Origin of the sequence: Rubellimicrobium mesophilum DSM 19309 (assembly GCF_000600335.2) — a bacterium.
GTDB classification, from domain to species: domain Bacteria; phylum Pseudomonadota; class Alphaproteobacteria; order Rhodobacterales; family Rhodobacteraceae; genus Rubellimicrobium; species Rubellimicrobium mesophilum.
Genome location: NZ_KK088582.1, coordinates 123,391 through 146,232, shown reverse-complemented (window position 1 = coordinate 146,232; position 22,842 = coordinate 123,391). Strand labels below are relative to the sequence as shown.

Annotated in this window: 16 protein-coding genes, 1 tRNA gene and 5 pseudogenes; 10 read left to right on the top strand and 12 right to left on the bottom strand. The window is 69.7% G+C overall.

Annotated features, from left to right (window positions below):
* Window position 1: 1 nt before the first annotated feature.
* From RUMESO_RS14605 to RUMESO_RS14595, 3 genes are read right to left on the bottom strand one after another with little or no spacing between them, the layout of a single operon-like run.
* Window positions 2-976, bottom strand: a complete 975-nt coding sequence (locus RUMESO_RS14605; protein ID WP_037281261.1) for an imelysin family protein — start codon at window positions 974-976, stop codon at window positions 2-4.
* Window positions 976-2,523 carry a di-heme oxidoreductase family protein gene (locus RUMESO_RS14600; RefSeq protein WP_425414910.1) on the bottom strand — a complete coding sequence of 516 codons (1,548 nt, stop codon included), beginning with the start codon at window positions 2,521-2,523 and terminating at the stop codon, window positions 976-978. The genes RUMESO_RS14605 and RUMESO_RS14600 overlap by 1 nt, the downstream gene beginning before the upstream one ends.
* Complete coding sequence (locus tag RUMESO_RS14595) at window positions 2,507-3,772, bottom strand: imelysin family protein (protein WP_037281260.1); 1,266 nt, start codon at window positions 3,770-3,772, stop codon at window positions 2,507-2,509. Before RUMESO_RS14595 ends, RUMESO_RS14600 begins: the two co-directional genes overlap by 17 nt.
* 795 nt (window positions 3,773-4,567) lie before the next feature.
* Here RUMESO_RS14595 and RUMESO_RS14590 point away from each other — a divergent pair.
* From RUMESO_RS14590 to dusA, 5 genes and pseudogenes are all read left to right on the top strand, one after another.
* Window positions 4,568-5,800 (top strand): PAS domain-containing protein, encoded by a 1,233-nt coding sequence (locus RUMESO_RS14590; protein WP_037281259.1) that lies wholly within the window; start codon window positions 4,568-4,570, stop codon window positions 5,798-5,800.
* 204 nt (window positions 5,801-6,004) lie between these two features.
* Entirely contained in the window at window positions 6,005-6,316 is a 312-nt protein-coding gene (locus RUMESO_RS14585) for a hypothetical protein (RefSeq protein ID WP_051521345.1), read from the top strand.
* Window positions 6,313-7,233: pseudogene (locus RUMESO_RS14580) on the top strand (methyl-accepting chemotaxis protein); the annotation flags it as partial. The gene RUMESO_RS14585 and the pseudogene RUMESO_RS14580, both read left to right, overlap by 4 nt.
* A gap of 25 nt (window positions 7,234-7,258) precedes the next feature.
* Window positions 7,259-7,624: a methyl-accepting chemotaxis protein gene (locus tag RUMESO_RS28565; RefSeq protein WP_425414909.1), complete on the top strand. Its 366-nt coding sequence runs from the start codon at window positions 7,259-7,261 to the stop codon at window positions 7,622-7,624.
* Between the two features lie 490 nt (window positions 7,625-8,114).
* A pseudogene (gene dusA / locus RUMESO_RS14570) lies at window positions 8,115-9,075 on the top strand (tRNA dihydrouridine(20/20a) synthase DusA).
* Window positions 9,076-9,287: 212 nt separating this feature from the next.
* Here dusA and trpE read toward each other — a convergent pair.
* The 9 genes and pseudogenes from trpE to fabI form a co-directional block, all read right to left on the bottom strand.
* Window positions 9,288-10,799 carry an anthranilate synthase component I gene (gene trpE / locus RUMESO_RS14565; RefSeq protein WP_037281258.1) on the bottom strand — a complete coding sequence of 504 codons (1,512 nt, stop codon included), beginning with the start codon at window positions 10,797-10,799 and terminating at the stop codon, window positions 9,288-9,290.
* On the bottom strand, window positions 10,799-11,710 hold the full coding sequence (locus RUMESO_RS25805; protein ID WP_051521342.1) for a peptidylprolyl isomerase: 912 nt from the start codon (window positions 11,708-11,710) through the stop codon (window positions 10,799-10,801). The genes trpE and RUMESO_RS25805 overlap by 1 nt, the downstream gene beginning before the upstream one ends.
* On the bottom strand, window positions 11,647-12,045 hold the full coding sequence (locus tag RUMESO_RS25800) for a peptidyl-prolyl cis-trans isomerase (protein ID WP_051521341.1): 399 nt from the start codon (window positions 12,043-12,045) through the stop codon (window positions 11,647-11,649). Before RUMESO_RS25800 ends, RUMESO_RS25805 begins: the two co-directional genes overlap by 64 nt.
* 184 nt (window positions 12,046-12,229) lie before the next feature.
* A pseudogene (locus RUMESO_RS28560) lies at window positions 12,230-12,598 on the bottom strand (SurA N-terminal domain-containing protein); the annotation flags it as partial.
* A 215-nt stretch (window positions 12,599-12,813) separates the two neighbouring features.
* Window positions 12,814-13,842: pseudogene (locus tag RUMESO_RS14550) on the bottom strand (aminotransferase); the annotation flags it as partial.
* Window positions 13,843-13,880: 38 nt separating this feature from the next.
* Window positions 13,881-14,372, bottom strand: coding sequence for a DUF2127 domain-containing protein (locus RUMESO_RS14545; protein ID WP_037281257.1), 492 nt, complete (start codon window positions 14,370-14,372; stop codon window positions 13,881-13,883).
* A gap of 4 nt (window positions 14,373-14,376) precedes the next feature.
* A complete protein-coding gene (gpt, locus tag RUMESO_RS14540) occupies window positions 14,377-14,880 on the bottom strand; it encodes a xanthine phosphoribosyltransferase (RefSeq protein ID WP_037281256.1) in 504 nt (167 codons plus the stop codon).
* Window positions 14,881-14,896: 16 nt separating this feature from the next.
* A complete protein-coding gene (locus RUMESO_RS14535; RefSeq protein ID WP_037281255.1) occupies window positions 14,897-15,505 on the bottom strand; it encodes a LysE family translocator in 609 nt (202 codons plus the stop codon).
* A 22-nt stretch (window positions 15,506-15,527) separates the two neighbouring features.
* Window positions 15,528-16,343 (bottom strand): enoyl-ACP reductase FabI, encoded by an 816-nt coding sequence (fabI, locus tag RUMESO_RS14530; RefSeq protein ID WP_037281254.1) that lies wholly within the window; start codon window positions 16,341-16,343, stop codon window positions 15,528-15,530.
* Between the two features lie 175 nt (window positions 16,344-16,518).
* On the opposite strand from fabI, the gene pdxH reads away from it, so the two are divergent.
* The 5 genes and pseudogenes from pdxH (at window position 16,519) to RUMESO_RS14505 (ending at window position 22,374) form a co-directional block, all read left to right on the top strand.
* On the top strand, window positions 16,519-17,124 hold the full coding sequence (gene pdxH / locus RUMESO_RS14525) for a pyridoxamine 5'-phosphate oxidase (protein ID WP_037281253.1): 606 nt from the start codon (window positions 16,519-16,521) through the stop codon (window positions 17,122-17,124).
* A 141-nt stretch (window positions 17,125-17,265) separates the two neighbouring features.
* On the top strand, window positions 17,266-17,799 hold the full coding sequence (locus tag RUMESO_RS14520; RefSeq protein WP_037281252.1) for a cold-shock protein: 534 nt from the start codon (window positions 17,266-17,268) through the stop codon (window positions 17,797-17,799).
* Entirely contained in the window at window positions 17,796-18,224 is a 429-nt protein-coding gene (locus RUMESO_RS14515; RefSeq protein ID WP_342670782.1) for a DUF192 domain-containing protein, read from the top strand. The genes RUMESO_RS14520 and RUMESO_RS14515 overlap by 4 nt, the downstream gene beginning before the upstream one ends.
* A 121-nt stretch (window positions 18,225-18,345) precedes the next feature.
* Window positions 18,346-18,422: transfer RNA gene (locus tag RUMESO_RS14510), tRNA-Pro, on the top strand.
* A 351-nt stretch (window positions 18,423-18,773) separates the two neighbouring features.
* Window positions 18,774-22,374 (top strand): annotated as a pseudogene (locus RUMESO_RS14505) (vitamin B12-dependent ribonucleotide reductase).
* Window positions 22,375-22,842: the final 468 nt, after the last annotated feature.

The window sequence follows — 22,842 nt, the reverse complement described above, 5'->3', positions numbered from 1 at the left end:
GTCAGTCTCCATCCCGGCTGTTGAACCCGGGCTGAAGACCGCGCGGGTTGCCGACCTCCGCTTCCATCGCGTCGATCAGCGCTCGGATCCGCTGCTGGAGGATCTCCAGCTTGAGGCGCGCGGTCGGGTCGGCGAGGTCCTGGAAGGAGGGGTCGTCGATGGCCGCCTCGGCGTGATGCACCTGGTCGAGCGCGGCCTCGGTCGCCGGGATCGGGCCGTCGGCCAGCTCGCGGGCCAGGCCGACCGCTGACTCGACCGAGGCCGCGACGTTGGGCAGGGACCGTCCCGAGCGCCAGGCCTCGGCCCGGGTCGGGCGCGGGGTCCCGGGCTCGCCCAGCGGGCGGCCGAGCCGGGTGTCGGCGCTGAACTCGAGCCCCGACAGTGCCTGCGTGTAGATGGCGCGGAAGGCCTCGTCGGGAGAGAGGTACTCCGCGTTGCCCTCGGCCCCGGCCGTGGTCAGCGCCTGCGCCTCCGCCTGCCATCCCTCGGCCAGCGCCTCGGCCTGGACGGCGAGGTCGGCGGCGACGGTCTGGACGAGGCGGCAAGCGTAGGACCCCCCGGAATAGCCGGACAGGTCCGGATCTCCGAGGAGGAGGTCGAGCGCGGGGAAGCCGCGCGCCGCCGCCGAGACCTCCGCATAGGCGACCGGGTCGAGCCCGGCGGGGTCCTCGGCGGCGATGAGGCCGCGCAGCGTCCGCGCGCCGGCCCCTCGCTCGTCGGGCCAGTAGGCGATGGAGAGCGCGCCGGCCTCCGACGGCCCGAGCCGGATGTCCGCCAGGGGCGCCCAGGCCTCCCACGCCGCGAGGTAGGCCGGCCGCAGCGCGTCGGCGGTGCAGTCCCCCGCGGCGGATCGGGCCAGGGTGCCCGCCGACTCGGCGAAGGCAGCGACGCCGGGCAGGATCCATGCGTTCACGGCCTCCTCGACCCCGGCGAGGGCGGGCGTGGCGAGGAGCGTCAGGGCAAGGGCGAGGCGCATCAGAGGCTCTCCAGGAAACGGATCAGGGCGGCCCGGTCAGCGGGGTCGAGCGCGGCGACCGCGTCGCGCCGGGACTGGGCCTCGCCGCCGTGCCATAGTATCGCCTCCAGAAGCGTGCGGGCACGACCGTCGTGCAGGTAGCTCCCGACCCCGGTCACCTGCTCCGTCAGGCCGATCCCCCAAAGCGGGGCGGTGCGCCATTCGGTGCCCGTTGCGCGCCCCTCGGGCCGGTGGTCGGCCAGCCCCTCGCCCATGTCGTGGAGGAGGAGGTCCGTGTAAGGCCAGATGAGCTGGAAGCTCTGCTCGGGCTGGCCGTCGAGGCGGTGGGTGACGAAGGAGGGCCGGTGGCAGGACTGGCAGCCGATGTCGAAGAACAGCCGCTTGCCGCGCAGGACCTCCGCGTCGTCGGCGCCGCGCCGGCCCGGGACTCCCAGGTTCCGCGCATAGAAGGCCACGAGGTCGAGCGAGGCGTCGTCCACCTCCGGCGAGCCGGGCTCGGCCCCCACCGGGGCCGCGCGGCAATCGGCCTCGGCTGCCGTGCATTCGCCGAAGCCGTTCGGGAAAAGGCTCGTGGAGAGCCCCATGTCGCCCGAGAAGGCGGCGGCCGACTGCTCGCGGATCGTGGCGGTTCCGGCCTTGTGGCCGAAGCGCCCGAGCATGGGCTGGCCGAACTCGTCGGACCAGACCACGTTCGGCCGGCCCGAGATGCCGTCGCCGTCCGCGTCGTCCTCGTCGGCATGGGCCAGGATGTCCGCCTCGGGCACGGATTCGAGCAGTCCCAGGCCGATCATCTGCGGGGCCACGCGCGGGGACAGCATCGCTTCCGGCGCAAGGGGTCCATGGGCGAGGTCCGCCGCCTCGTAGGTCGGCCGGCGCAGATGGGCGACCTCGCCCCCCGCGAGCGGCACCTCGACCTCCTCCCAGGTCACGTGGAAGCGTGCCTCGGGCCTCTGCCCGGGGAGCGCCTTGTCCTGGAGCTGACCGCCGTAGACGGGATCGGGCGCGGTCGGGACGAAGCCCGCGATGCCATGGGTCTCGCCGCCGGGATCCGGGACGGAGACGCGCAGGAAGACCGAGAGCGCCGTGTCGTCCGGCCCCTGAAGGGTGTGCCCGCGCCCGTCCCTCACATGGCAGGCCTGGCAGGAGCGCGAGTTGAACAGCGGCCCCAGGCCGTCGGCGGCCGTGGTGGACGACGGCGCCGACACCCAGTCGCGCGTGAAGAGCGCATTGCCGAGCTTGAAGTCCATCTCGCGCTCGAAGTCCATGTTGCCGGAGGGCTGCGAGAAGGCGTCCGTGCCCGGCCGCGCCCGCACCGTCGCGGCGCCGGCCGGCATATCCTCGAAGCGCTGGGGCGCGGTGAAGTCCGAGGGCAGGGCGGTGGCGGCCGCGATCCGCTGCGTTTCCTCGGGCGTGCGGGGAGCGACGCGGAGGTGCGGCTCGCCCCAGCCCGGCATGGTCAGCGCGGCGGCCGCTCCGGCGAAGACCAGGGGCAGCACGAGCGCCGGCCGGCCGAGCCACCTCGGCAGGCGGTCACTGGAAGACGGCATCGGGGCTGTCCAGGCTGTCCGACCCCTCGAAGGCGATGGCCCCGAGGCCCAAGGCACCGATGGCCCGTTCGAAGGAATGGGTCTGGTCCACCAGCGCGTCCACCGCCGCCGAGATCAGCCGTTCGCCCTCGGCGTTCCCGGCCTCGAGCATCGCATCGTAGGCGAGGCCGCCTTCGGCCGCCGCCTTGACCTCGCCGAGCGCTGCCACGGACGCCGCGAGCTTCGCCGTGATCTCGGCGTCGAGCGCGGGATCGGTCGCCGCGACGAGGTCCCGAAGCAAGGGACCCTCCACGACGCTGCCGTCGGTCCGGACGTAGCGCCCGAGGTAGACGTTCTGGATGCCGAGACCGTCGTAGTAATGGCTGTTCGGCGTATTGTCCGAGAAGCAGTCCTGCTCCTCCTCGGGGTCGTTGAGCATGAGGCCGAGCCGCATCCGCTCGCCCGCGAGCTCCCCGTAGGAGAGCGACCCCATGCCCTTGACCATGGCGCCGAGCCCCGCTTCCGGATTCGCCGTGACGGCGGCCCGGGCGCTGCCCCCTTCGGCCCACTGCCCGGTCATCCAGTCGAGGTCGTCCACGAGGAGCTGGGTAGCCGCGCGCAGGTAGGCCGCGCGCCGCTCGCAGTTGCCGTTGGTGCACTCCGCCCCCTGCGCGTAGTCGGTCCAGGGACGGTCGCCGGCCCCGGGCCCGTGGCCGTTCAGGTCCTGTCCCCAAAGCAGGAACTCGACCGCATGGTAGCCCCGGGCCACGTTGGACTCGACGCCATCGGCCTGGTCGAGCGTGTCGGCGAGGAGGGCGGGCGTGATCTCGCTCGCATCGACGGCCTGCCCGCCGATCGTGAGCGTCGGGTTGCCGATGACGTTCAGCGCCGCCAGCGCGTTCTCGTCCGTCGCGCCGCCGTAGGAGGGGTCGACGTAGTCGATGAGCCCTTCGTCGAGCGGCCAGGCGTTCACCTTGCCCTCCCAGTCGTCCACGACCGGGTTGCCGAAGCGGAACACCTCGGTCTGCGGATAGGGCACGCGGGCTGCGATCCAGGCGGCGCGCGCGGAGGACAGTCTCTCCGGCGACGGCGCGGACAGGAAGCTCTCGACGGCCGACTGCAGGTCCCGCGCCGCCGAAAGGCTGTCGTCATAGGCCGCCTGCGCGAGGCTGGCATAGGTATCGACGACCTCGGCGGGGGTCGCGGCAAGGGCAGGCATGGCAAAGGCCAGCACCGGGACGGACCCGGCGGCAAGGAGGAGCGGACGCATGAGAACTCTCTGCTATGGACGGAGTATTCCTGACTTTTCTAGTAGGCTATGTCAACCGAGGTCGCGGTGTCGATATTGCGCGGGCGACCCCGCTCAGGAAGCCCGGCCCCCCTGGCCGTCCGGCTGGGTCGCCCAGAGGCGCCGCGAAGGTCGGCCTGCCATCCTCGTCGCTCCCAGGGGCTGACGCACTTGCTGGACACGCCCCGCCCCCATTTGATCGCGGATCAGGCTGGCAAAACAGGAAACGACGGAACGAGCACCGGAAGCACGAAATCGTTTCCGGCTTTCAGGACGAATAACCCGGAAGGGCTCAGATATTCCGTTCGCGGGCGTGCCTCACGCAAAGGCTACGAAACTCGGAAGATGCGGAGGAATCCGAGGCCGGAGTCTCGCCATGACGCGGGACGAGATGTCCGCGCCCGCAAACCAGCGGTTTGGAACGCGCCCGCAAGCCTGCTGGGACAGGAAGCCTCCTCCGACCACGCGTCGTCTTTCGGCCATCGGTTCTTCCGGGATGATTGAACCTATCAGCCCAGATGGCGACATATGGGCAGGTCGATACCCGGCCGCCCCTCCTGGCTCGACTTCCCTCCCTGCATCCATCGACTGAAATCATTTCCGATATCGCAGGCCCGTCCCGATCCACCTCTCTGCCCTCGAGGGGCCCCGTTTCCGATAGGAAGACTTGTCGCCATTTCGCCCGTGAAGAATAGCAGGAAATGACGGATGTTGCGCATATCTGAGGACAGGCGGACGAGAGATTCGTGCCGACCGGCCAGTCCGACTGGATTGAACATGACATCGCTCAGGACCACTGAACCTTCGTTCGGCGCCACGCTCCTTCCCGACGCCGACGAGGCCGAGGTCCCCTTCGGATTCAAGGAGATCTTCTTTTCCCGGACCGATGCGCGTGGCGTGATCCAGGCCGGCAACTCCGTCTTCCGCCGGGTGTCGGGCTATGACTGGCCTCGTCTCATCGGTGCGCCGCACCGGATCATTCGCCATCCCGCCATGCCGAAGGCGGCGTTCCACCTGCTCTGGGACCGGCTCCGGGCGGGGCGGCCCACCGGTGTCTACGTCCGCAACCGATCCGTGGAGGGCGGCACCTACTGGGTATTCGCCATCGTGGTTCCCATCCGGGACGGCTTCCTATCGGTCCGGATCAAGCCCGGCACCGCGACCTTCGGCCGTGTCCAGGGCATCTACGCGGACCTGCGCGCGGCCGAGTCGCGGGGGCTCACGCCGGCCGAGGGCGCGACCGAACTGCTCGTCCGCCTGGGGGACGACGGCTTCCCGAGCTACGACTCCTTCCAGGCCCGCGCGCTCGCGGCGGAAATCATGAACCGAGCCGGCCGCAGAGGCCACCCCGCGCCACGCCTCGCCCAAGCCATCAAGGCCGCCGAGGCGGCCGACCGGATCGGGGCGGAACTCGCGGCCACGCAGCGCGTGTTCGACTCGGCGATGCTCATCGCGATGAACCTCCGCATTACGGCCACGCGCCTCGGCGACCGCCCGCTGACCGCCATCTCCAACAACTACGCACTCGTCTCCAGCGACATGGCCTCCTGGCTCGACAAGCGGATCTCCGGGTCCGACGGAGGCTTCGAAGGCATCGCGCGTTCGGTCAGCGAGAGCCTGTTCCTGAAGAACGCCACGACGCTCCTCGACGAGATGTCGGAGACCTTCGCCAGGGACGGAGAGGTCGGCTCGGGGGACGCGGCGGAGGAGCGCGCCAGGCTGGCCGAAGCGGCGGCCCAGTACCGCGAGCGCGCCGAGGAGTGCAACGAGCGCGCGGTCGAGATGGCGATCGCGCTGGAATCGCATCTCGGCCAGATGCGCCATCGCGTCACCGCGCTCGACTCCATCCGAATGCTGTGCCGGGTCGAGGGCGCTGGCCTGTGCGGGACCGAAGGGTCCCTCGACCAGACCGTGAGCCAGTTCGACGGCTTCCAGGACGATCTTGGGGCGCGTCTGGCACGAACGATGCTGCTCGGCCAGGAGATCCAGGACGCCGCAGCCGTTCCCTGAGCGAACTCGAGCTTCGTCAGGACCATCCCTGCGCCCAGCGGCCTCCCAAGGTGCCGCCCTCGAGGAGCTCGAACCCGTTCGGACGCCCTGACCCATGCGCATGGCGGGCCTTCGGCCGCCATCGCTGCAAAGTCGACAGATGTTCGCGCCCAGCCGACCGACGCATTCATCGGTTGGTGATATCCTTCTGGCAGACCTGTCGACATGAGAATCGCTGATCCAGTCCTGGTCGCCATCCTTGGCCTGACGTTGTGCGTCGGCCTGGATCTGGCGGCCTTCGCCTCCGGTGCCCCCGGAGCTGGCGCCGGGCCCGTGCTCGTGGTGGCGCCCCCTTGGGACGGCGGGGCCGAACAGGTCGTGGAGACGGCCGGCGGGCGGGTCGTCGGGCCGGGGTCGGCGCCTTTCTCCGTCCTTGCGACGGGCGCGACGCCGGCCGCCTACGAGCTCGCCGGGGCCTGGCTGGTCCTGGACCCCGCCGTTCTCGAAATCCTCTGCGGTAACAAGGATACTCGATGACGATGTCGCCAGACGAAGCAGATCGGGCAGGCCCCGCAGCGACGGCGGACGGCACGGGCGTGGCTCGCGCGGTGGCGCTTGCCACGATGCCGGTTCCGCCCCTCGCGGCTCTCCTGACAGGCGGGCCGGCGGTCCTCAGCCTTGTGGGCGCCACCCTCTTCGCGATCATCGGTCTCCTGTCGTCACGCCTGACGCCCAAGGCCCGCCCGATGCCTCTGGGCGTCGCCTTGGTCGGGCAATGCATCGCCTTCACGGCAGCGTTTGCGGGCCATCCCTGGCAGATCGATTCGCACATGCTGTTCTTCGCCATGCTGGCCATCGTCTCGACGATGGGCAGCATCCCGGCGCTGCTCCTGGCCGTGGGCATGACGGCCCTCCACCACCTCGTCCTGGGGGTCGTCCTTCCGGCCCTGGTCTATCCCACCGTGGGCCTAGCGGACGTCCTGTTCCGGACGGCCCTGCACGCCGCGATCGTGCTGTTCGAATGCATCATTCTGGTCTGGTCCATGGCGAGGTCCGCCACGGCCGCCGCCGAGACCGAGGCGGCACGCGCCAACCTGGCCGAGAGCGTGGCCCAGGCTGCCGATGCCCGGACCCTGGCCGAGGCCGCCCGGGAGCGTGCGATGGCGACGACCGAGCGAACCCGTCAGGAGAGCCAGAAGGCCGCCTCGGCTGTCGAGGAGATCGCGGCCACGGCCAAGTCCGCGGCCAGAGGCGCCGCCCATGCGCGCGACGTGGTCGCCGGCGCCAAGGGCGAGGCGGAGAGATCCGGGCAGGTCGTCCGGCGCGCCGTGGAAGCGATGGCGGCCATCGAGACCTCTGCCGTCGAGATCGAGCGTATCGTGGACATGATCGGCGAGATCGCGCGCCAGACCGACCTCCTCGCCCTCAACGCCGCCGTGGAGTCCGCCCGGGCTGGCGAGGCGGGGGCGTGGCTTCGCGGTGGTGGCGGGCGAGGTCCGCAGGCTGTCCCAGCGCGCGGCCGAGGCCACTCAGCAGATCCGCGGCCTCGTCGTCACCTCCTCGTCCCAGGTGGGCGAGGGCGCGGAGCTCGTCCGCGAGACCGGGCTGGCTCTCGACCGGATCGTCGGTGCGGTGGTCGGCCTGAATGACCTGGTCAGCGACATCGCAGCCGGCGCCGCCGAGCAGTCCGTCGGCCTTCACCAGATCAGCGTGGCCATCACCCGGATCGACAGCATCGCCCAGGAGGACGTGCTCCAAGGGTCGGAGGCGGTGGGGCCGCTGCCGGCAGGTCCGCGGGATCGTCGGCCACGGGAGATCAGGCCCCCAGTCCTTCGTGCAGCGTGACGAGGTATCCCTGAAGCTTCGGAGGAGCTGCCAGACGGCCTCGCGGGTCGTCGGGCCGACTTCCCTGAACGATCCCGTTCGATGCTGCAAAGGTTCGGGCTCCGCCGTCCGACCGTCCCTTTCGCAGAGGATCGGCGTCACAGCCCCAGCCTCCGGCACGGAGGGTCGACCTCCGACCGTCTCCATGGATCGCGTGACGAAGGACCCGGGTGGGCGGCCGATATGACGAAGGACAGGCAAAGGAGAAGACGGACGCGCGTTCGGGGCGGAGCCGCGCGGGACTGTCCCTAGCATTCGCTTCCGGGGACGCTTACATGATCCGACCTCGTCCCTGCGGCGTTCGGCGGGGCCGGATCATGGGTCCGACCTTGGGGAACGGGCTGGGGCGGCCCCTGCAGTTCAAGACATCGGCTCGGATGCGGACACGAGAACTCCAATGAACCAAGGATGTCCTGAACTGTCCGCGGCCGCCCGCCTGTCCGTGGCACCGATGATGGATTGGACCGACCGCCGCTGTCGGGCCTTCCACCGCAGCCTGTCGCGCGGGGCGCTCCTCTACACCGAGATGGTCACCGCCGCCGCCGTCCTCCATGGCGACCGAGGGCGCCTCCTCGGTTTCTCCGACACCGAGCGGCCCGTCGCGCTCCAGCTCGGCGGCTCGGACCCGCGCGAGCTGGCCCAGGCCGCGCGGATCGGGGGCGAGCTCGGCTACCCGGAGATCAACCTCAACTGCGGCTGCCCATCCGACCGCGTGCAGTCGGGCTGCTTCGGCGCCGTGCTGATGCAGCAGCCGGACCTCGTCGCCGGTTGCGTCCGGGCGATGCAGGACTCCACGGAGGCCGAGGTCACGGTCAAGTGCCGCATCGGCGTGGACGATCAGGACCCCCGAGGAGGCGCTGCCCCGCTTCCTCGAGGCCGTCGCCGGGGCCGGCGTGCGTCGCGTCACGGTCCATGCCCGCAAGGCCTGGCTCCAGGGCCTCTCGCCCAAGGAGAACCGCGAGGTGCCGCCGCTCGACTACCCGCTCGTCCTGCGGATGAAGGCGCGGTTCCCCGAGCTGCACATGTCGATCAACGGCGGCATCCAGAGCCTCGAACAGGCCGAGAGCTTGCTCGCGCAAGGCCTTGACGGCGTCATGGTCGGCCGCGCGGCCTATCACGCGCCCTGGGACATCCTGGGCGACGCCGACCGGCGGATCTTCGGGGTCGCCAATCCGGTCGCGACCCCCGAGGAGGCAGTCCGGGCCATGATCCCCTACATCGAAGCCCACATCGCCGAGGGCGGGCGGCTCCATCAGGTGACACGGCACATGCTTGGGCTCTTCGCGGGCCGCTCGGGCGCGCGCGCCTGGCGGCGCATCCTGTCGGAGGAGGCGAACCGGCCCGGCGCCGGGGTCGAAGTATTGGCGAAGGCGCTTTCGGCGGTGGAAGGCGAGGCCCTGCGCGCGGCCTGACTGCCAGGAACCCTCGCCGGGGACTTTCGGCCCACGAGCCGCTTCCGATCGGAACGACGGCCGTTTCTCCGCGAAGTTTCCCCGGTCGTTAACCGTTCCTTAAACTCTGTCTGCCATGGTGACCCTGTCCCTGGGTCGCCGCCCGGCGGGGTAGGGGAAGCTGCGTCCTCCGCCTGCGCAAGGCCGCGCCCGCGACGCGGTCGGATATCGGCCTACCCGTTCCCCTCCGGCCGGAACATCGCCGCGTCCTCGGCCGCCTTGCGGATCGCCTGCGACTTGTGGACCGTCTCCATGTATTCCGCTTCGGGGTCGCTGTCGTAGACCACGCCGCCCCCGGACTGGATGTAGAGCTGGTCGCCCTTCAGCACCGCCGTGCGCAGCGCGATGCACATGTCCATGTCGCCGTTCGCGCTGAAGTAGCCGACCCCGCCGCCGTAGACGCCCCGCTTCTCGGGCTCGAGCTCGTCGATGATCTGCATCGCCCGCACCTTGGGCGCGCCCGAGACCGTCCCGGCCGGCATCCCGGCGAAGAAGGCCGAGAGCGCGTCCTGATCCTCGGCCAGCTCGCCCACCACGTTCGAGACGATGTGCATGACGTGGGAATAGCGCTCGATCACGAAGGTCTCGGTCGGGCGCACGGTCCCGGGCTTGGCGACCCGGCCGACGTCGTTGCGGCCGAGGTCGAGCAGCATGAGATGCTCCGCCCGCTCCTTCTGGTCGGCGAGGAGCGACTCCTCGTTCGCGCGGTCCTGCTCGGGCGTGGCGCCGCGCGGGCGGGTCCCGGCGATCGGGCGGATCGTGACCTGCTTCCCGAACACCCGCACGAGGATCTCCGGCGAGGCGCCGATCACCTGGAAGCCGCCGAAGTTGAAGAAGAACATGAAGGGTGAAGGGTTCGTCCGCCGCAAGGATCGGTAGAGAGCGAAGGGCGGCTCCGAGAACGTCTGCGTCCAGCGCTGCGCCGGGACGACCTGGAAGATGTCGCCCGCGCGGATGTAGTCCTTGGCCTTCTCGACGGCGGCCATGTAGCCCGCCTTGGTGAAGTTCGACCGGGGCGGCGACGGCTCGCGCGGCTCACCCAGCGCCCGAGGCGCCACCGGCACGCCGCGCTCTAGCGCCCGCTGCGCGTCCATGACCCGCTCGGCCGCCTGCGCATAGGCGGCCTTGGCCGGAAGCCCCGACCCGGTCCAAGCCGGAGCCACGAGGATCACGTCCCCCTTCACCCCGTCGAGCACCGCCACCACCGAAGGCCGCAGCAGCACCGCGTCGGGCAGCCCCAACGGGTCCGGCCGTCCATCCGGCAGCCGCTCGACCAGCCGGATCATGTCGTAGCCCAGGTATCCGAAGAGTCCTGCCGAGGCGGCGGGCAGCCCCTCCGGCAGGTCGATCCGGCACTCCGCCAGCAGCGCCCGCAGCGTCTCCAGCGGTGACCCTTCGAGGTCCTCGAAGGCCTCGTCGTCGTAGCGCGCCGCCCGGTTCAGCCGGCTCCGCGTCCCCCGGCATTCCCAGACCAGATCGGGATTCATGCCGATGATCGAGTATCGCCCCCGCACCTCGCCTCCCGTCACGCTCTCCAGCATGAAGGAATGCCGGGCCGCCCCCGCGAGCTTCAGCATGACCGACACCGGCGTGTCGAGGTCGGCGGCGAGCCGCGTCCAGACCACCTGGTTACAGCCCGCCTCGAAACCCTGGCGGAACGTCTCGTAGTCGGGAAGCAGCGCCATCAGTTCATCTGCGCGTTCACGGCCGAGATCGCCCGGTCGTCGAGCCGCACCTCGGTGCTCGCCTGGAGCTGCCGCTCGAAGGCCTGGAACAGGTCGTTGGCGATGCTGCTCGACACCTGCGTGGCGATGGCATCCCGCTCGGCTGCGACGTTCTCGTCGTCCTCCGGCGCGGCCTCCACGGCATCGAGCCGCAGGACGATGGCTCCATCCTCCGTCGGCAGGGCGTGGGCCTCGCCGGCAGACATGGAGAACGCCGTGGCCGAGAAGTTCGCCGGCGTCCCCTCGATGGGATCGCGCCGATTCACCCCAGCCTGCGTCTGCGGCGTCAGGCCCTGATCCTCGAAGCTCGCTCCCCCTGCGATGGCCTCCGCCTTCGCATTGGCCTGCGCCAGGATCTCGTCCCGCAGAGCCTCGGCGTCCCAGGCCTTGCGAACCTCGGCCTGCACCTCCTCGTAGGGCCTGAGCGCCGGCGGCGTCACGCCGGCGATCTGCAGCACCAGCACGCCGCCGTCGGACAGCTCGACCTCCTTGGGGATGTCGTTCGGCTGGGCGGCCTGCACGGCGTCGCGGAACTCCTGGTAGGCCGCGGGTCCCTCCGCCGCGCCCTCCGACCAGGCGATCTGGCCGGGCTCGAGGTCGGTCTGCTCGGCCACGTCCGCGACGCTTGCCCCGCCGGCGATCAGGTCCTCGATCTTCGGCAGCAGCTCGCCGATGGCGTCGCGCGCCCTCTCGTCGGCGATCTCCGCCCGCAGGTCCGGGGCCGCCTCCTCGAAGCTGGTTTCGTCGGCGGCGAGCAGGGCGTTGACCCGGAACAGCGCCGGGCCGAGCGGCGAGGGCAGGGGGCCGATCACGTTGCCCGTCTCGGCCCCGAAGACCGGGTCCGCCGCATCGCCCAGGTCCGCCTTGGACACATCCCCAGATCGATGTCCGAAAGCTGGAGCCCCCGCTCCGCGACGAGGTCCTCGAAGCTCGCCGCCCCGGAGTCGAGCCGCGCCTTCGCGGCCTGCGCCTCTTCCTCGGAAGGGTAGACCAGCCGCTCCACGAGCCGCCGCTCCTCCTGCACGAACTGGCCGATGCGCTCGTCGTAGAGGGCGCGGACCTCCTGGTCGTCCACGGTCATCTTGCCCTGGATCATCTCGGGCGTGAGCCAGGCGTAGCTGACCTGCCGGACCTCGGGTGCCGTGAACTGATCCGGGTGCGCGTCGTAATAGGCACGCAACTCCTCCTCGGTGGGCTGCGGCAGCACCGCGACCGCCTCGGGGGCCGATCGTCGCCCAGGTCACGTCCCGACGTTCGTTCGAATAGGCGGCGAGGAGCTTGCCGTAGGTCTCGGGCTTGGGCACGCCGCCCAGAACGGCAGCCTGGAGCATCGCGCGAGTGCTGTCCCGTCGCAGCGAGGTTTCGAAGGCCTCCTCCCGAAGCCCGCTGCGGCGCAGCGCCTCGCGGTAGGCCTGCCGGTCGAACTCGCCGTTGATGCCTTGGAAGGCCGGGGTGGAACGGACCGCCTCCGCCACGCGCGCGTCACCGACCGAGAGCCCGAGGCGTCGCGCCTCCGCGTCGAGCGCCCGGTCGCTCACCAGTCGCGCCAGCACGGCGCGGTCCAGCCCCGCCGCCTGCGCCTGCTCGAAGGTGACGGCCTGCCCCGTCTGCTCCTGGAACTGACGCAACTGGTTGCGCAGCGCGTTGGCGTAGTCCTGATGCGAGATCTCCAGTTCGCCGACGCTGCCGATCGAGGTGGTCCGCCCGCCGGCGCCGCCGGTGAACCAGCCGCCGAAGCCCGCCACGATGAGGGCCAGCATGATCCAGTAGACCCACTTCGTGCTCTTGCGCGTCGCCATGTGCCGTCCCCCTCGCGCCCTCTGACGGGGCGGGGCCCTGCATAGGCGCGCGGGCAGGGGCGCGCAAGCGTCAGGGGGTGACGGCTTCGAGGCGGTCGAGCAGCGCCCCGATCCCCGTGTCGATCCACGTTGGCGAAGGCGATCCGCAGGCCCCGCGCGGCCTCGGGCATCCCCTCCGGCATGAACATCGTCCCGGGAAGGAGCAGCACCCCGGCCTCGCGCACCAGCCGCCTGGCGAGCGCGTCCGACGCCTCGGGGAAGGGATGGGTCGCATAGGCGAAGTAGGCGCCGCAGCCCAGGAGCTCCCACCCCTTCGCCGCGAGCATCGGGAACCCTTCCGTCACGGCCGCGCGACGGTCGAGGATCTCCAGCCGCTCGCGCGCGACCCAGTCGCGCAGGTGCCGCATCCCCCAGAGAGCCGCGTGCTGGCCCACCTGAGGCGGGCAGATCGCCACGGTGTCGAGGAACTTCTCGACCTCGGCGAGCCGTCCGGGCGACGACAGGATCGCCCCGACCCGGTGCCCCGTGAGGCGGTAGGCCTTGGAGAAGGAATAGAGGTGGATCAGCGTGTCGTCCCAGTCCGGGTCGCGGAGCAGGTCGTGCGGCGCCCCCTCGCGCGAGTCGAAGTCGCGATAGGTCTCGTCCACGATGAGGGCGAGGCCGCGCGACCGCGCCAATTCCAGGAAGGCCCGCAGCGTCCCCGCCGGATACTCCGCCCCGCCCGGGTTGTTGGGCGACACGAGGACGATGGCCCGTGTGCGCGGAGTGACGAGGGCCGCCGCGCGGCCAGCCTCGGGGATCAGGCCCGGGCCACAGGGTAGGGGCACCGTGACCACTCCCGCCATGTCGTTCCACATGCGATGGTTGAAGTAGTAGGGGACCGGCAGGATGACCTCGTCCCCCTCGGCGCAAAGCGTCGCGATGGCCGCGCAATAGGCCTGGTTGCAGCCCGAGGTGATGGCGACCTGATCCGGCCGGACCTCTCCGCCATAGGCCGCCGACCACTGGCCCGCGATCTCCTCCCGCAGCGCCGGCAGCCCCAGGACCGGCCCGTAGAGATGCACCGAGGGGTCCGACAGCACCATCTCGGCCATCGCCTCACGGAGGGGAGCCGGCGGCGGGTCCACCGGTGCGGCCTGGCTCACGTTGATGAGCGGCCGGTTCGCCGGGAAGGTCACGCCTTCCAGCCAGCGCCGCGCCTCCATGACCGGCGGGGCGAAGGTGGTCGCGGTGCGGGGCAGGGTCATGGACGGCTCCGATGGGGCAGGGAATTAGCGCGGCGTCCTTCGTGCCGCACCAGCAGGATGACGCCAAGGTCGTAGGCGCTGAGCACGAGGAGGATCGGGTCCCCCGTGCGGACGAACTCGCTGACCTGATAGGCCACGAAGCCGGCGAGGCAAAGCATGGCGAAGGCATGGGCGCGCGGCAGCCGCAGCGCGAGCCCCGCCACGATGAACAGGTTGAGGAGCCCATGGACCAGCAGGTAGACGGTGTAGACGCCGCCCGGCGCGAGGTTGGCATGGGCCAGCAGGCGCTCGACGGCGCGGGCGAAGGGATCGGTCGGGTCCTCGGCCAGCTCGTTCCGCGCCATCCAGTCCACGAGTCGGGGAAGGGTGCCCGGCGGCGACATCGCCAGCGCCACGCCCCCCGCGAACTGGCCCAGCCCCAGGAGCGCCTTGCCGAACAGGCCGAGGACGAAGGCCGCGTGGAGGAGGTCCGGCCGCTCCCGCGCCACGCCCTCAGTCCCGCCCGCGATAGGGCTCCACGTATTGCAGCGCCATGTCCCAGGGGAAGAAGATCCAGGTGTCCTGGCTCACCTCGGTGACGTAGGTGTCCACCTGCGGCTTGCCCTTAGGCTTGGCGTAGACGGTGGCGAAATGCGCCTTGGGGTACATCTGCCGCACCAGCTCCAGCGTCCGCCCCGAATCGACGAGGTCGTCCACGATCAGGATGCCGGTCCCGTCGCCCATGAGCTGCGCGTCCGGCGCCTTGAGGACGCTCGCCTCGGCCTGCGTCTGGTGGTTGTAGCTCTGGACGCTGATCGTATCCACGGTGCGGATGCCGAGCTCCCGGCTCACGATCATCGCAGGGGCCATGCCGCCCCGCGTGATCGCCACGACGGCCCTCCAGGCCCCCGCATCCGGTCCCTGGCCGTCGAGCCTCCAGGCCAGCGCCCGGCTGTCGCGGTGGATCTGGTCCCAGGAGACGTGGAAGCCTTTTTCGTGGGGCAGGCGGTCGATCATGGCGTCGTCCGTTCGGTCAGTGTCGCAGGATGAGGAGGAGGCCGAGCACGGCGATCAGCACCGCCGCGATGCGGTCGATCCATGGCTTTGCCGCGAAGTAGCGCGCCTGGATCGCCGCCGCCGACAGGACCGAGGCGAGGCCCAGGTAGTAGAAGAGCTCCACGCTCAGGGCCACGGCGTAGACCGAGGCGGTGGCGCCGATGCCCCGCAGGTCCGGGAAGATCGACAGCAGCACCGAGGCATAGAACAGCCCGGGCTTGGGGTTGGACAGGTTCAGCGCCATCCCGGCGGCGAGGCCCCGCCCGGCGCCCGCAGGCTCGGGCAGCGGGTCGGCGGCGTGGGACCACATCTTGAACGCGATCCAAAGGAGGTAGAGCCCGCCCACAACATGGAAGGCCGACAGCGCGAGCGGGAAGGTCTGGAACAGCACCGTCAGGCCAAGGAGCGCGATCAGGCACCACAGCGACGCGCCGAGCGCGAGGCCCAGCGCATAGGGCAGGGCTCCACGGCGTCCCATGCTGAATGCGGCGTGCGAGACCGCGAGGATGCCCGGCCCTGGCGACAGGATCGCGACCGAGAGCGTCGCCACGAAGAGCCCGAGCTGCGCAAGAGTCACGCCTTCCATCGAGGCCTCCTCCCGGCGGGCATCACTCGCCCTTCGCGACCGCGATGTCGGGGGCGTCCACGGCCTTCATCCCCACCAGGTGATAGCCGGCATCGACGTGCATCACCTCGCCCGTCGTGCCCGAGCCCAGCTCGGACAGCAGGTAAAGCGCGGCCTTGCCCACCTCGTCCTGCGTGACGTTCCGGCGAAGCGGCGAGTTCAGCTCGTTCCACTTCAGGATGTACCGGAAGTCGCCGATGCCGGAGGCCGCCAGCGTCTTGATCGGTCCGGCGCTGATCGCGTTCACGCGGATGCCGTCCTTGCCGAGATCCTCGGCCAGGTAACGGACCGAGGCCTCGAGCCCCGCCTTGGCCACGCCCATGACGTTGTAGTGCGGCATGACCCGCTCGGCCCCGTAGTAGGTGAGCGTCAGGCAGGAGCCCCCCTCGGTCATCAGCTTCTCGGCACGGTTCACCACGGCGGTGAAGGAGTACACCGAGATGTCCATGGTCATGAGGAAGTTGTCGCGGCTCGTGTCCACGTAACGCCCGCGCAGCTCGTTCTTGTCCGAGAAGCCGATGGCGTGCACGAGGAAGTCGAGCCGCCCCCAGCGCTGCCGCAGCGCCTCGAAGAGGCCGTCGACCGACTCCATGTCCCCCACGTCGCAGGGCAGCACGATGTCCGAGCCCACCTCGGCCGCGAGCGGCGTCACCCGCTTCAGCAGCGCATCCCCCTGGTAGGAGAAGGCGAGCTCGGCGCCGGCCTCGTGGCAGCACTTCGCGATCCCCCAGGCGATGGACTTGTCGTTGGCCAGCCCCATGATGAGGCCGCGCTTGCCCTTGAGCAGATCGGTCTGCATGCGGCCCGTCCCTTCCCGCGCGTTGGTTCCGCCTCGTGTAGGCGAAGCGTCGTGCCCCATCAAGGGCCGGTCGTGGGAGCGCTATCGGCACGTTGCCGCTGCGTTTCGGAATAACATAGGTTGCCATGGGGCCGGATGCCGGTTTACGCGTGCGGCAGGCAAAGGGACAGGAAACGTGGCCGACAGGACCGGCATCTTCGCAGGGGAGGACCCCTTCGCGCTCGCCCGCGCCTGGCTGTCCGAGGCCGGGAGGTCCGAGCCCAACGACCCCAACGCCATCGCGCTCGCCACCGTCGACGCCGAGGGATTGCCCAACGTCCGCATGGTCCTCCTCAAGGAGATCGAGGACGGGGCCTTCGTCTTCTACACCAACCACGAGAGCCGCAAGGCCGAGGAGATCGAGTCCGCCGGCCGCGCGGCCTTCGTCATGCATTGGAAGTCCCTGCGCCGTCAGGTCCGCGCCCGCGGCCTCGTCTCCCGGGTCGAGGGGCCTCAGGCCGACGCCTACTTCGCCTCCCGCTCGCTCCAGAGCCGCCTCGGCGCCTGGGCTTCCCGCCAGTCGCGGTCCCTCGAATCCCGTGCCGCGCTCCTGGCCGAGGTCGCCCGCGTCACGGCGCGCTTCGGAACCAGCCCACCCCGTCCGCCCTTCTGGGGGGGCTACCGCCTGGTGCCCCTGGAGATCGAGTTCTGGGCCGACGGGCCCTTCCGGCTCCACGACCGATTCCGCTGGTCGCGCCCGGATCCCGGCCTGGATTGGAGCGTGGTGCGGCTGAATCCGTGACCGTTGTGAACGGTGACTTTAGTTAGTCGTGCGCGTGTCGTCGATGTAAGATAGCTGGTTTCGCAGTATTGTGGTTACGCTTGCAGATCCGACCCAACCTGTGGCCTGCTCCTGCGAGGAGCGGCGTGTGAGACCCTGAAGATGTCCGAAGGCCCGAGTGGACGCGCCGTCGTCCGCGGTCATGTGAAATGGTTCGACCCCGGCAAGGGGTTCGGCTTCGTCGTGGCCGACGAAGGAGGCCCCGACATCCTCCTGCACGCCAACGTGCTGCGCAGCTTCGGCCAGAGCACGGTGGCCGACGGCTCGGCCATCGAGGTCGAGGTCGCCCGGACCGACAGGGGGATGCAGGCCACCGTCGTGCTCTCCATCCGCCCGCCCGAGGTCCCGCCGGGCGCGGGCCTCGCCGACCTCTCCGACATGGACCCCGCCGTCCTCGCGCAGCAGCCCCTGGAGCCCGCGCGCGTGAAGTGGTTCGACAAGGGCAAGGGCTTCGGCTTCGCCAATGTCTGGGGCTCCGAGGAGGACGTGTTCCTGCACATCGAGGTGCTGCGCCGGTCGGGCTTCGCCGACCTCGCCCCGGGCGAGGCCGTCGGCCTGCGCGTCATCGACGGCAAGCGCGGCAAGCTGGCGGTGGAGGTCCTCGCCTGGGACGCCGCCGCACGGGCGTCGCGTTGAAGGCGCTGGCCCTTGCCCTGACCGTCCTCGCCAGCGGCGCGGCGGCCGAGTGCCGGGACGACCGCGTCACGATCAAAGGCGGCTTCGGCGAGGCGCACATCGCCGTCCAGGTGGCCGACAACGAGGGCGAACGCGCCCAGGGCCTGATGAACGTGCCGCGCATGGGCACCCTCCAGGGGATGCTCTTCGTCTACGACGCGCCCGAGACGGTCGCGTTCTGGATGCACGATACCCTGATCCCGCTCGACATGATCTTCGCGGGCGCGGATGGCACGATCACCAGGGTCCACGAGAACGCGAAGCCCATGGACGACACGCCCATCCCCCGGGCGGGGACGCGGTGCAGTTCGTCCTCGAGGTCAACGGCGGCCTCGCCGGCCGGCTCGGCATCGAGCCCGGCGACATCCTCCAGCACCCCACGATAGGCGAGGGCGCCGCGCTCCCCTGCAACTGAGCAGGCCCTGGCGCGTCCCTACATCTTGTGCCGTCACGCGCCACGCGGACGCTTGGCCTCCGCACGTCTCTGCCTTATGACTGGCGCCGGTTCGGGGCGTAGCGCAGTCTGGTAGCGCATCTGCTTTGGGAGCAGAGGGTCGGGAGTTCGAATCTCTCCGCCCCGACCAATCGGCGGACCGGCGCCGACGTAATCTCGCCTGATGTGACGCGATCGCCACGCCCTTTCGACGGGGCTGTGGATAGTCGCGGGGGCATCTCGTGCGCGACTCGTATTTATCCACAGGGACTCGGATCGTCATTCGAGTCAACAGCTTTGCGTGGCTTATCCACAACACAATTCCAATTGCAGCGTGGAACGCGATACTTCAGAGTGTGTTGAGGCACCAGAAGCCCACTATATCTGGTGGGACGAGACGGGCAGTAACGAAACGTAGACGAGAATCGGGACAACGGGAACGGCGCTGCCACGCAGTCGCCGAACGGCCTCGGCTTTCGAAACGACATGAGGATAGGACGCCATGAAGATCGCGCGCGCATTCACGACGGAAGGGCGGGACGCCTACGAGGGCATCGCCTTCCGCACGACGGCCTCCGAGATCCGCAATCCCGACGGCACGACGGTGTTCAAGCTCGACACCCTCGAGGTGCCCGAGGCCTGGTCGCAGGTCGCCGCCGACGTCATCGCCCAGAAGTATTTCCGCAAGGCCGGCGTGCCGTCCAAGGCCTCGCGCGTGAGGGAGGAGGGCGTGCCCGAGTTCCTCTGGCGCTCCACCCCCGCCAAGGGCGCGACGCTCGGCGGCGAGACCAGCGCCAAGCAGGTCTTCGACCGCCTCGCCGGCGCCTGGGCCTACTGGGGCTGGAAGGGCGGCTACTTCACGGACCAGTCCGACGCCCGCGCCTACTACGACGAGATGCGCCATATGCTCGCCCGCCAGATGGGCGCGCCCAACTCGCCGCAATGGTTCAACACCGGCCTCCACTGGGCCTACGGCATCGACGGCCCGGCGCAGGGCCACTTCTACGTGGACTTCCAGACCGGCGAGCTCACCCGCTCGAATTCCGCCTACGAGCATCCGCAGCCTCATGCCTGCTTCATCCAGTCCGTGAAGGACGACCTCGTGAACGAAGGCGGCATCATGGACCTCTGGGTCCGCGAGGCGCGCCTCTTCAAGTACGGCTCCGGGACGGGGACCAACTTCTCCTCCCTGCGCGCCGAGGGCGAGAAGCTCTCAGGCGGCGGCAAGTCGTCCGGCCTGATGGGCTTCCTCAAGATCGGCGACCGCGCCGCGGGCGCCATCAAGTCCGGCGGCACCACGCGCCGCGCCGCCAAGATGGTGATCGTCGACGCCGACCATCCCGACATCGAGGCCTTCATCAACTGGAAGGTCACCGAGGAGCAGAAGGTCGCCTCGCTCGTCGCCGGCTCCAAGATGCACGAGAAGCGCCTCAACGCCATCTTCGAGGCCCTGCGGTCCTGGGACGGGGACGCCGCCGACGCCTTCGACCCGTCGCAGAACGCCGCCCTCAAGGCCGCGATCCGCGAGGCCAAGAAGTGCGCGATCCCCGAGACCTACATCAAGCGCGTCCTCGACTACGCCCGCCAAGGCTTCGATTCCATCGAGTTCCCGACCTACGACACCGACTGGGACTCCGAGGCCTATGCCTCCGTCTCGGGCCAGAACTCGAACAACTCGATCCGCGTCACTGATTCATTCCTCCGCGCCGTGGAGGCCGACGGGGACTGGAACCTCATCGACGACGCCGCGACGGCAAGGTCACGCGCACCATCAAGGCCCGCGACCTCTGGGACCAGATCGGACACGCCGCCTGGGCCTGCGCCGACCCCGGCATCCAGTTCCACGACACCGTCAACGCCTGGCACACCTGCCCGGCCGACGGCCCGATCCGGGGCTCGAACCCCTGCTCGGAATACATGTTCCTCGACGACACAGCCTGCAACCTCGCCTCGCTGAACCTCCTGACCTTCTGGAACGGGCAGGAGCTCGACGCGGCCCTCTACGTCCACGCCGTCAAGCTCTGGACGCTGACGCTCGAGATCAGCGTCACCATGGCGCAGTTCCCGTCCAAGGAGATCGCTCAGCTCTCCTACGACTTCCGCACCCTGGGCCTCGGCTACGCCAATATCGGCGGCCTGCTGATGAACATGGGCCTCGGCTACGACTCGGCCGAAGGCCGCGCCCTCTGCGGTGCCCTCACCGCCATCATGACCGGCACCGCCTACGCCACCTCCGCCGAGATCGCCGCCGAGCTCGGCGCCTTCGCCGCCTACGACCGCAACCGCGAGTCGATGCTCCGCGTCATCCGCAACCACCGCCGCGCCGCCCATGGCCAGGCGGGCGGCTACGAGAACCTTGCCGTCAAGCCCGTTCCCCTCGACCACGCCAACGTTCCCGATGCCCGCCTCTCCGAGCTCGCCATGCAGGCCTGGGACGACGCCCTCTCGCTGGGCGAGGCGCACGGCTTCCGCAACGCCCAGACGACCGTCATCGCGCCCACCGGCACGATCGGCCTCGTCATGGACTGCGACACCACCGGCATCGAGCCCGACTTCGCCTTGGTGAAGTTCAAGAAGCTCGCCGGCGGCGGCTACTTCAAGATCATCAACCAGTCCGTCCCCGCCGCCTTGGACAAGCTCGGCTACTCCTCCGCCGAGATCGAGGAGGTCATCGCCTACGCCGTCGGCCACCGCACGCTCGGCAACGCCCCCGGCCTCAACCACACCGCCCTCATCGGCCACGGCTTCGGCCCCGAGGAGATCGAGAAGATCGAGGCCGCCCTCCCGCAAGCCTTCGACATCCGCTTCGTCTTCAACCAGTGGACGCTGGGCGAGGAGTTCTGCACCGGCACCCTCGGCATCCCGGCCGCGCGGCTGAACGACCCGGGCTTCGACATGCTCCGCCACCTGGGCTTCACGCGGGCTCAGATCGACGCCGCCAACGACCACGTCTGCGGCACCATGACCCTCGAAGGCGCCCCCACCTGCGCGAGGAGCACCTCTCCGTCTTCGACTGCGCCAACCCCTGCGGCAAGAAGGGTCAGCGCTTCCTCTCGGTCGAGAGCCACATCACCATGATGGCCGCCGCCCAGAGCTTCATCTCCGGCGCCATCTCCAAGACCATCAACATGCCGAACGGCGCGACCATCGCCGACTGCCAGGACGCTTACATGCTGTCCTGGTCCCTCGGGGTGAAGGCCAACGCCCTCTACCGCGACGGCTCCAAGCTCTCCCAGCCGCTCGCCGCCGCCCTTATCGACGGCGACGAGGAGGCGGAGGAGGTGCTCGCCACCGGCACCGCGCCCGAGAAGGCCGTCGTCCTCGCCGAGAAGATCGTCGAGAAGGTCATCATCCGCGAGGTCCGCTCGCGCGAGCGCGACAAGCTTCCCGCCCGCCGCAAGGGCTACACCCAGAAGGCGATCATCGGCGGCCACAAGGTCTATCTCCGCACTGGCGAATACGCCGACGGCCGCCTGGGCGAGATCTTCCTCGACATGCACAAGGAAGGCGCGGGCTTCCGGGCGATGATGAACAACTTCGCCATCGCCGTCTCGGTCGGCCTCCAATACGGCGTCCCCCTGGAGGAGTTCGTCGACGCCTTCACCTTCACCCGCTTCGAGCCCGCGGGCATGGTCCAGGGCAACGACTCGATCAAGTCCGCGACCTCGATCCTCGACTACATCTTCCGCGAGCTGGCGATCAGCTACCTCGACCGCACCGACCTCGCCCATGTCGCCCCCAAGGGGCCGAGCTTCGACGAGCTGGGGCAGGGCGAGGCGGAGCGGAACGTGGTCCCCATGGGCGAGAGCGTGGCGACCCAGTCGCTCAACCTCCTCAAGCAGATCAGCTCCACGGGCTACCTGAGGAAGCGCCTGCCGCAGGACCTGATCGGCACGAGCCTCGGCCTCGCCGAGCCCAAGGCGACCTACGAGGTCTCGACCTCCACGACCGCCATCGCAACGAGCACGATCAGCGCCCGCGACAAGGCCCGCATCCAGGGCTACGAGGGCGACCCCTGCGGCGAATGCGGCAACTACACGCTGGTGCGGAACGGAACCTGCATGAAGTGCAATACCTGCGGGGGGACGAGCGGGTGTAGCTGAGGAAATTGGGGTTGGGGCGCGAACGGTCCAGGTTCGCGCCCCAGCCTGCCCGCATTGGTGTGCACGCTGTGGGACAAGCATCCTCGCCCCTAACGGGTCGATGGCAACAAAAAGCCAAGAACGAGGACAGCGAGCAATGGCGTGCCGAAGGGGGCCAACCTGAATCTGCCAAGGGCAGACAGGGGGCCAGCATCGGAGAACGCATATGGAGACCACAAGTCTCAGGATTGTCTACGAAGTCATCCTCACTCCATCTGGACCGCCGAGCCACTGTGTGGCGTCCCAGACTTACCGGCCAGTTTCTTTGATCAGGGCTCACCTGAGTTCAAAGTGCGCTGAGTGCGGGGCGAATCTCGAACATGACGGCTTCGGCCGATTCGTGTGCGTGATGTGCGAGGCTGAGGCCTAGTGAGGCCGTGCAGAGCAGGGCGCCGCAAACCTGTGGCGCTCTGCTGTCCCTTTGACTGC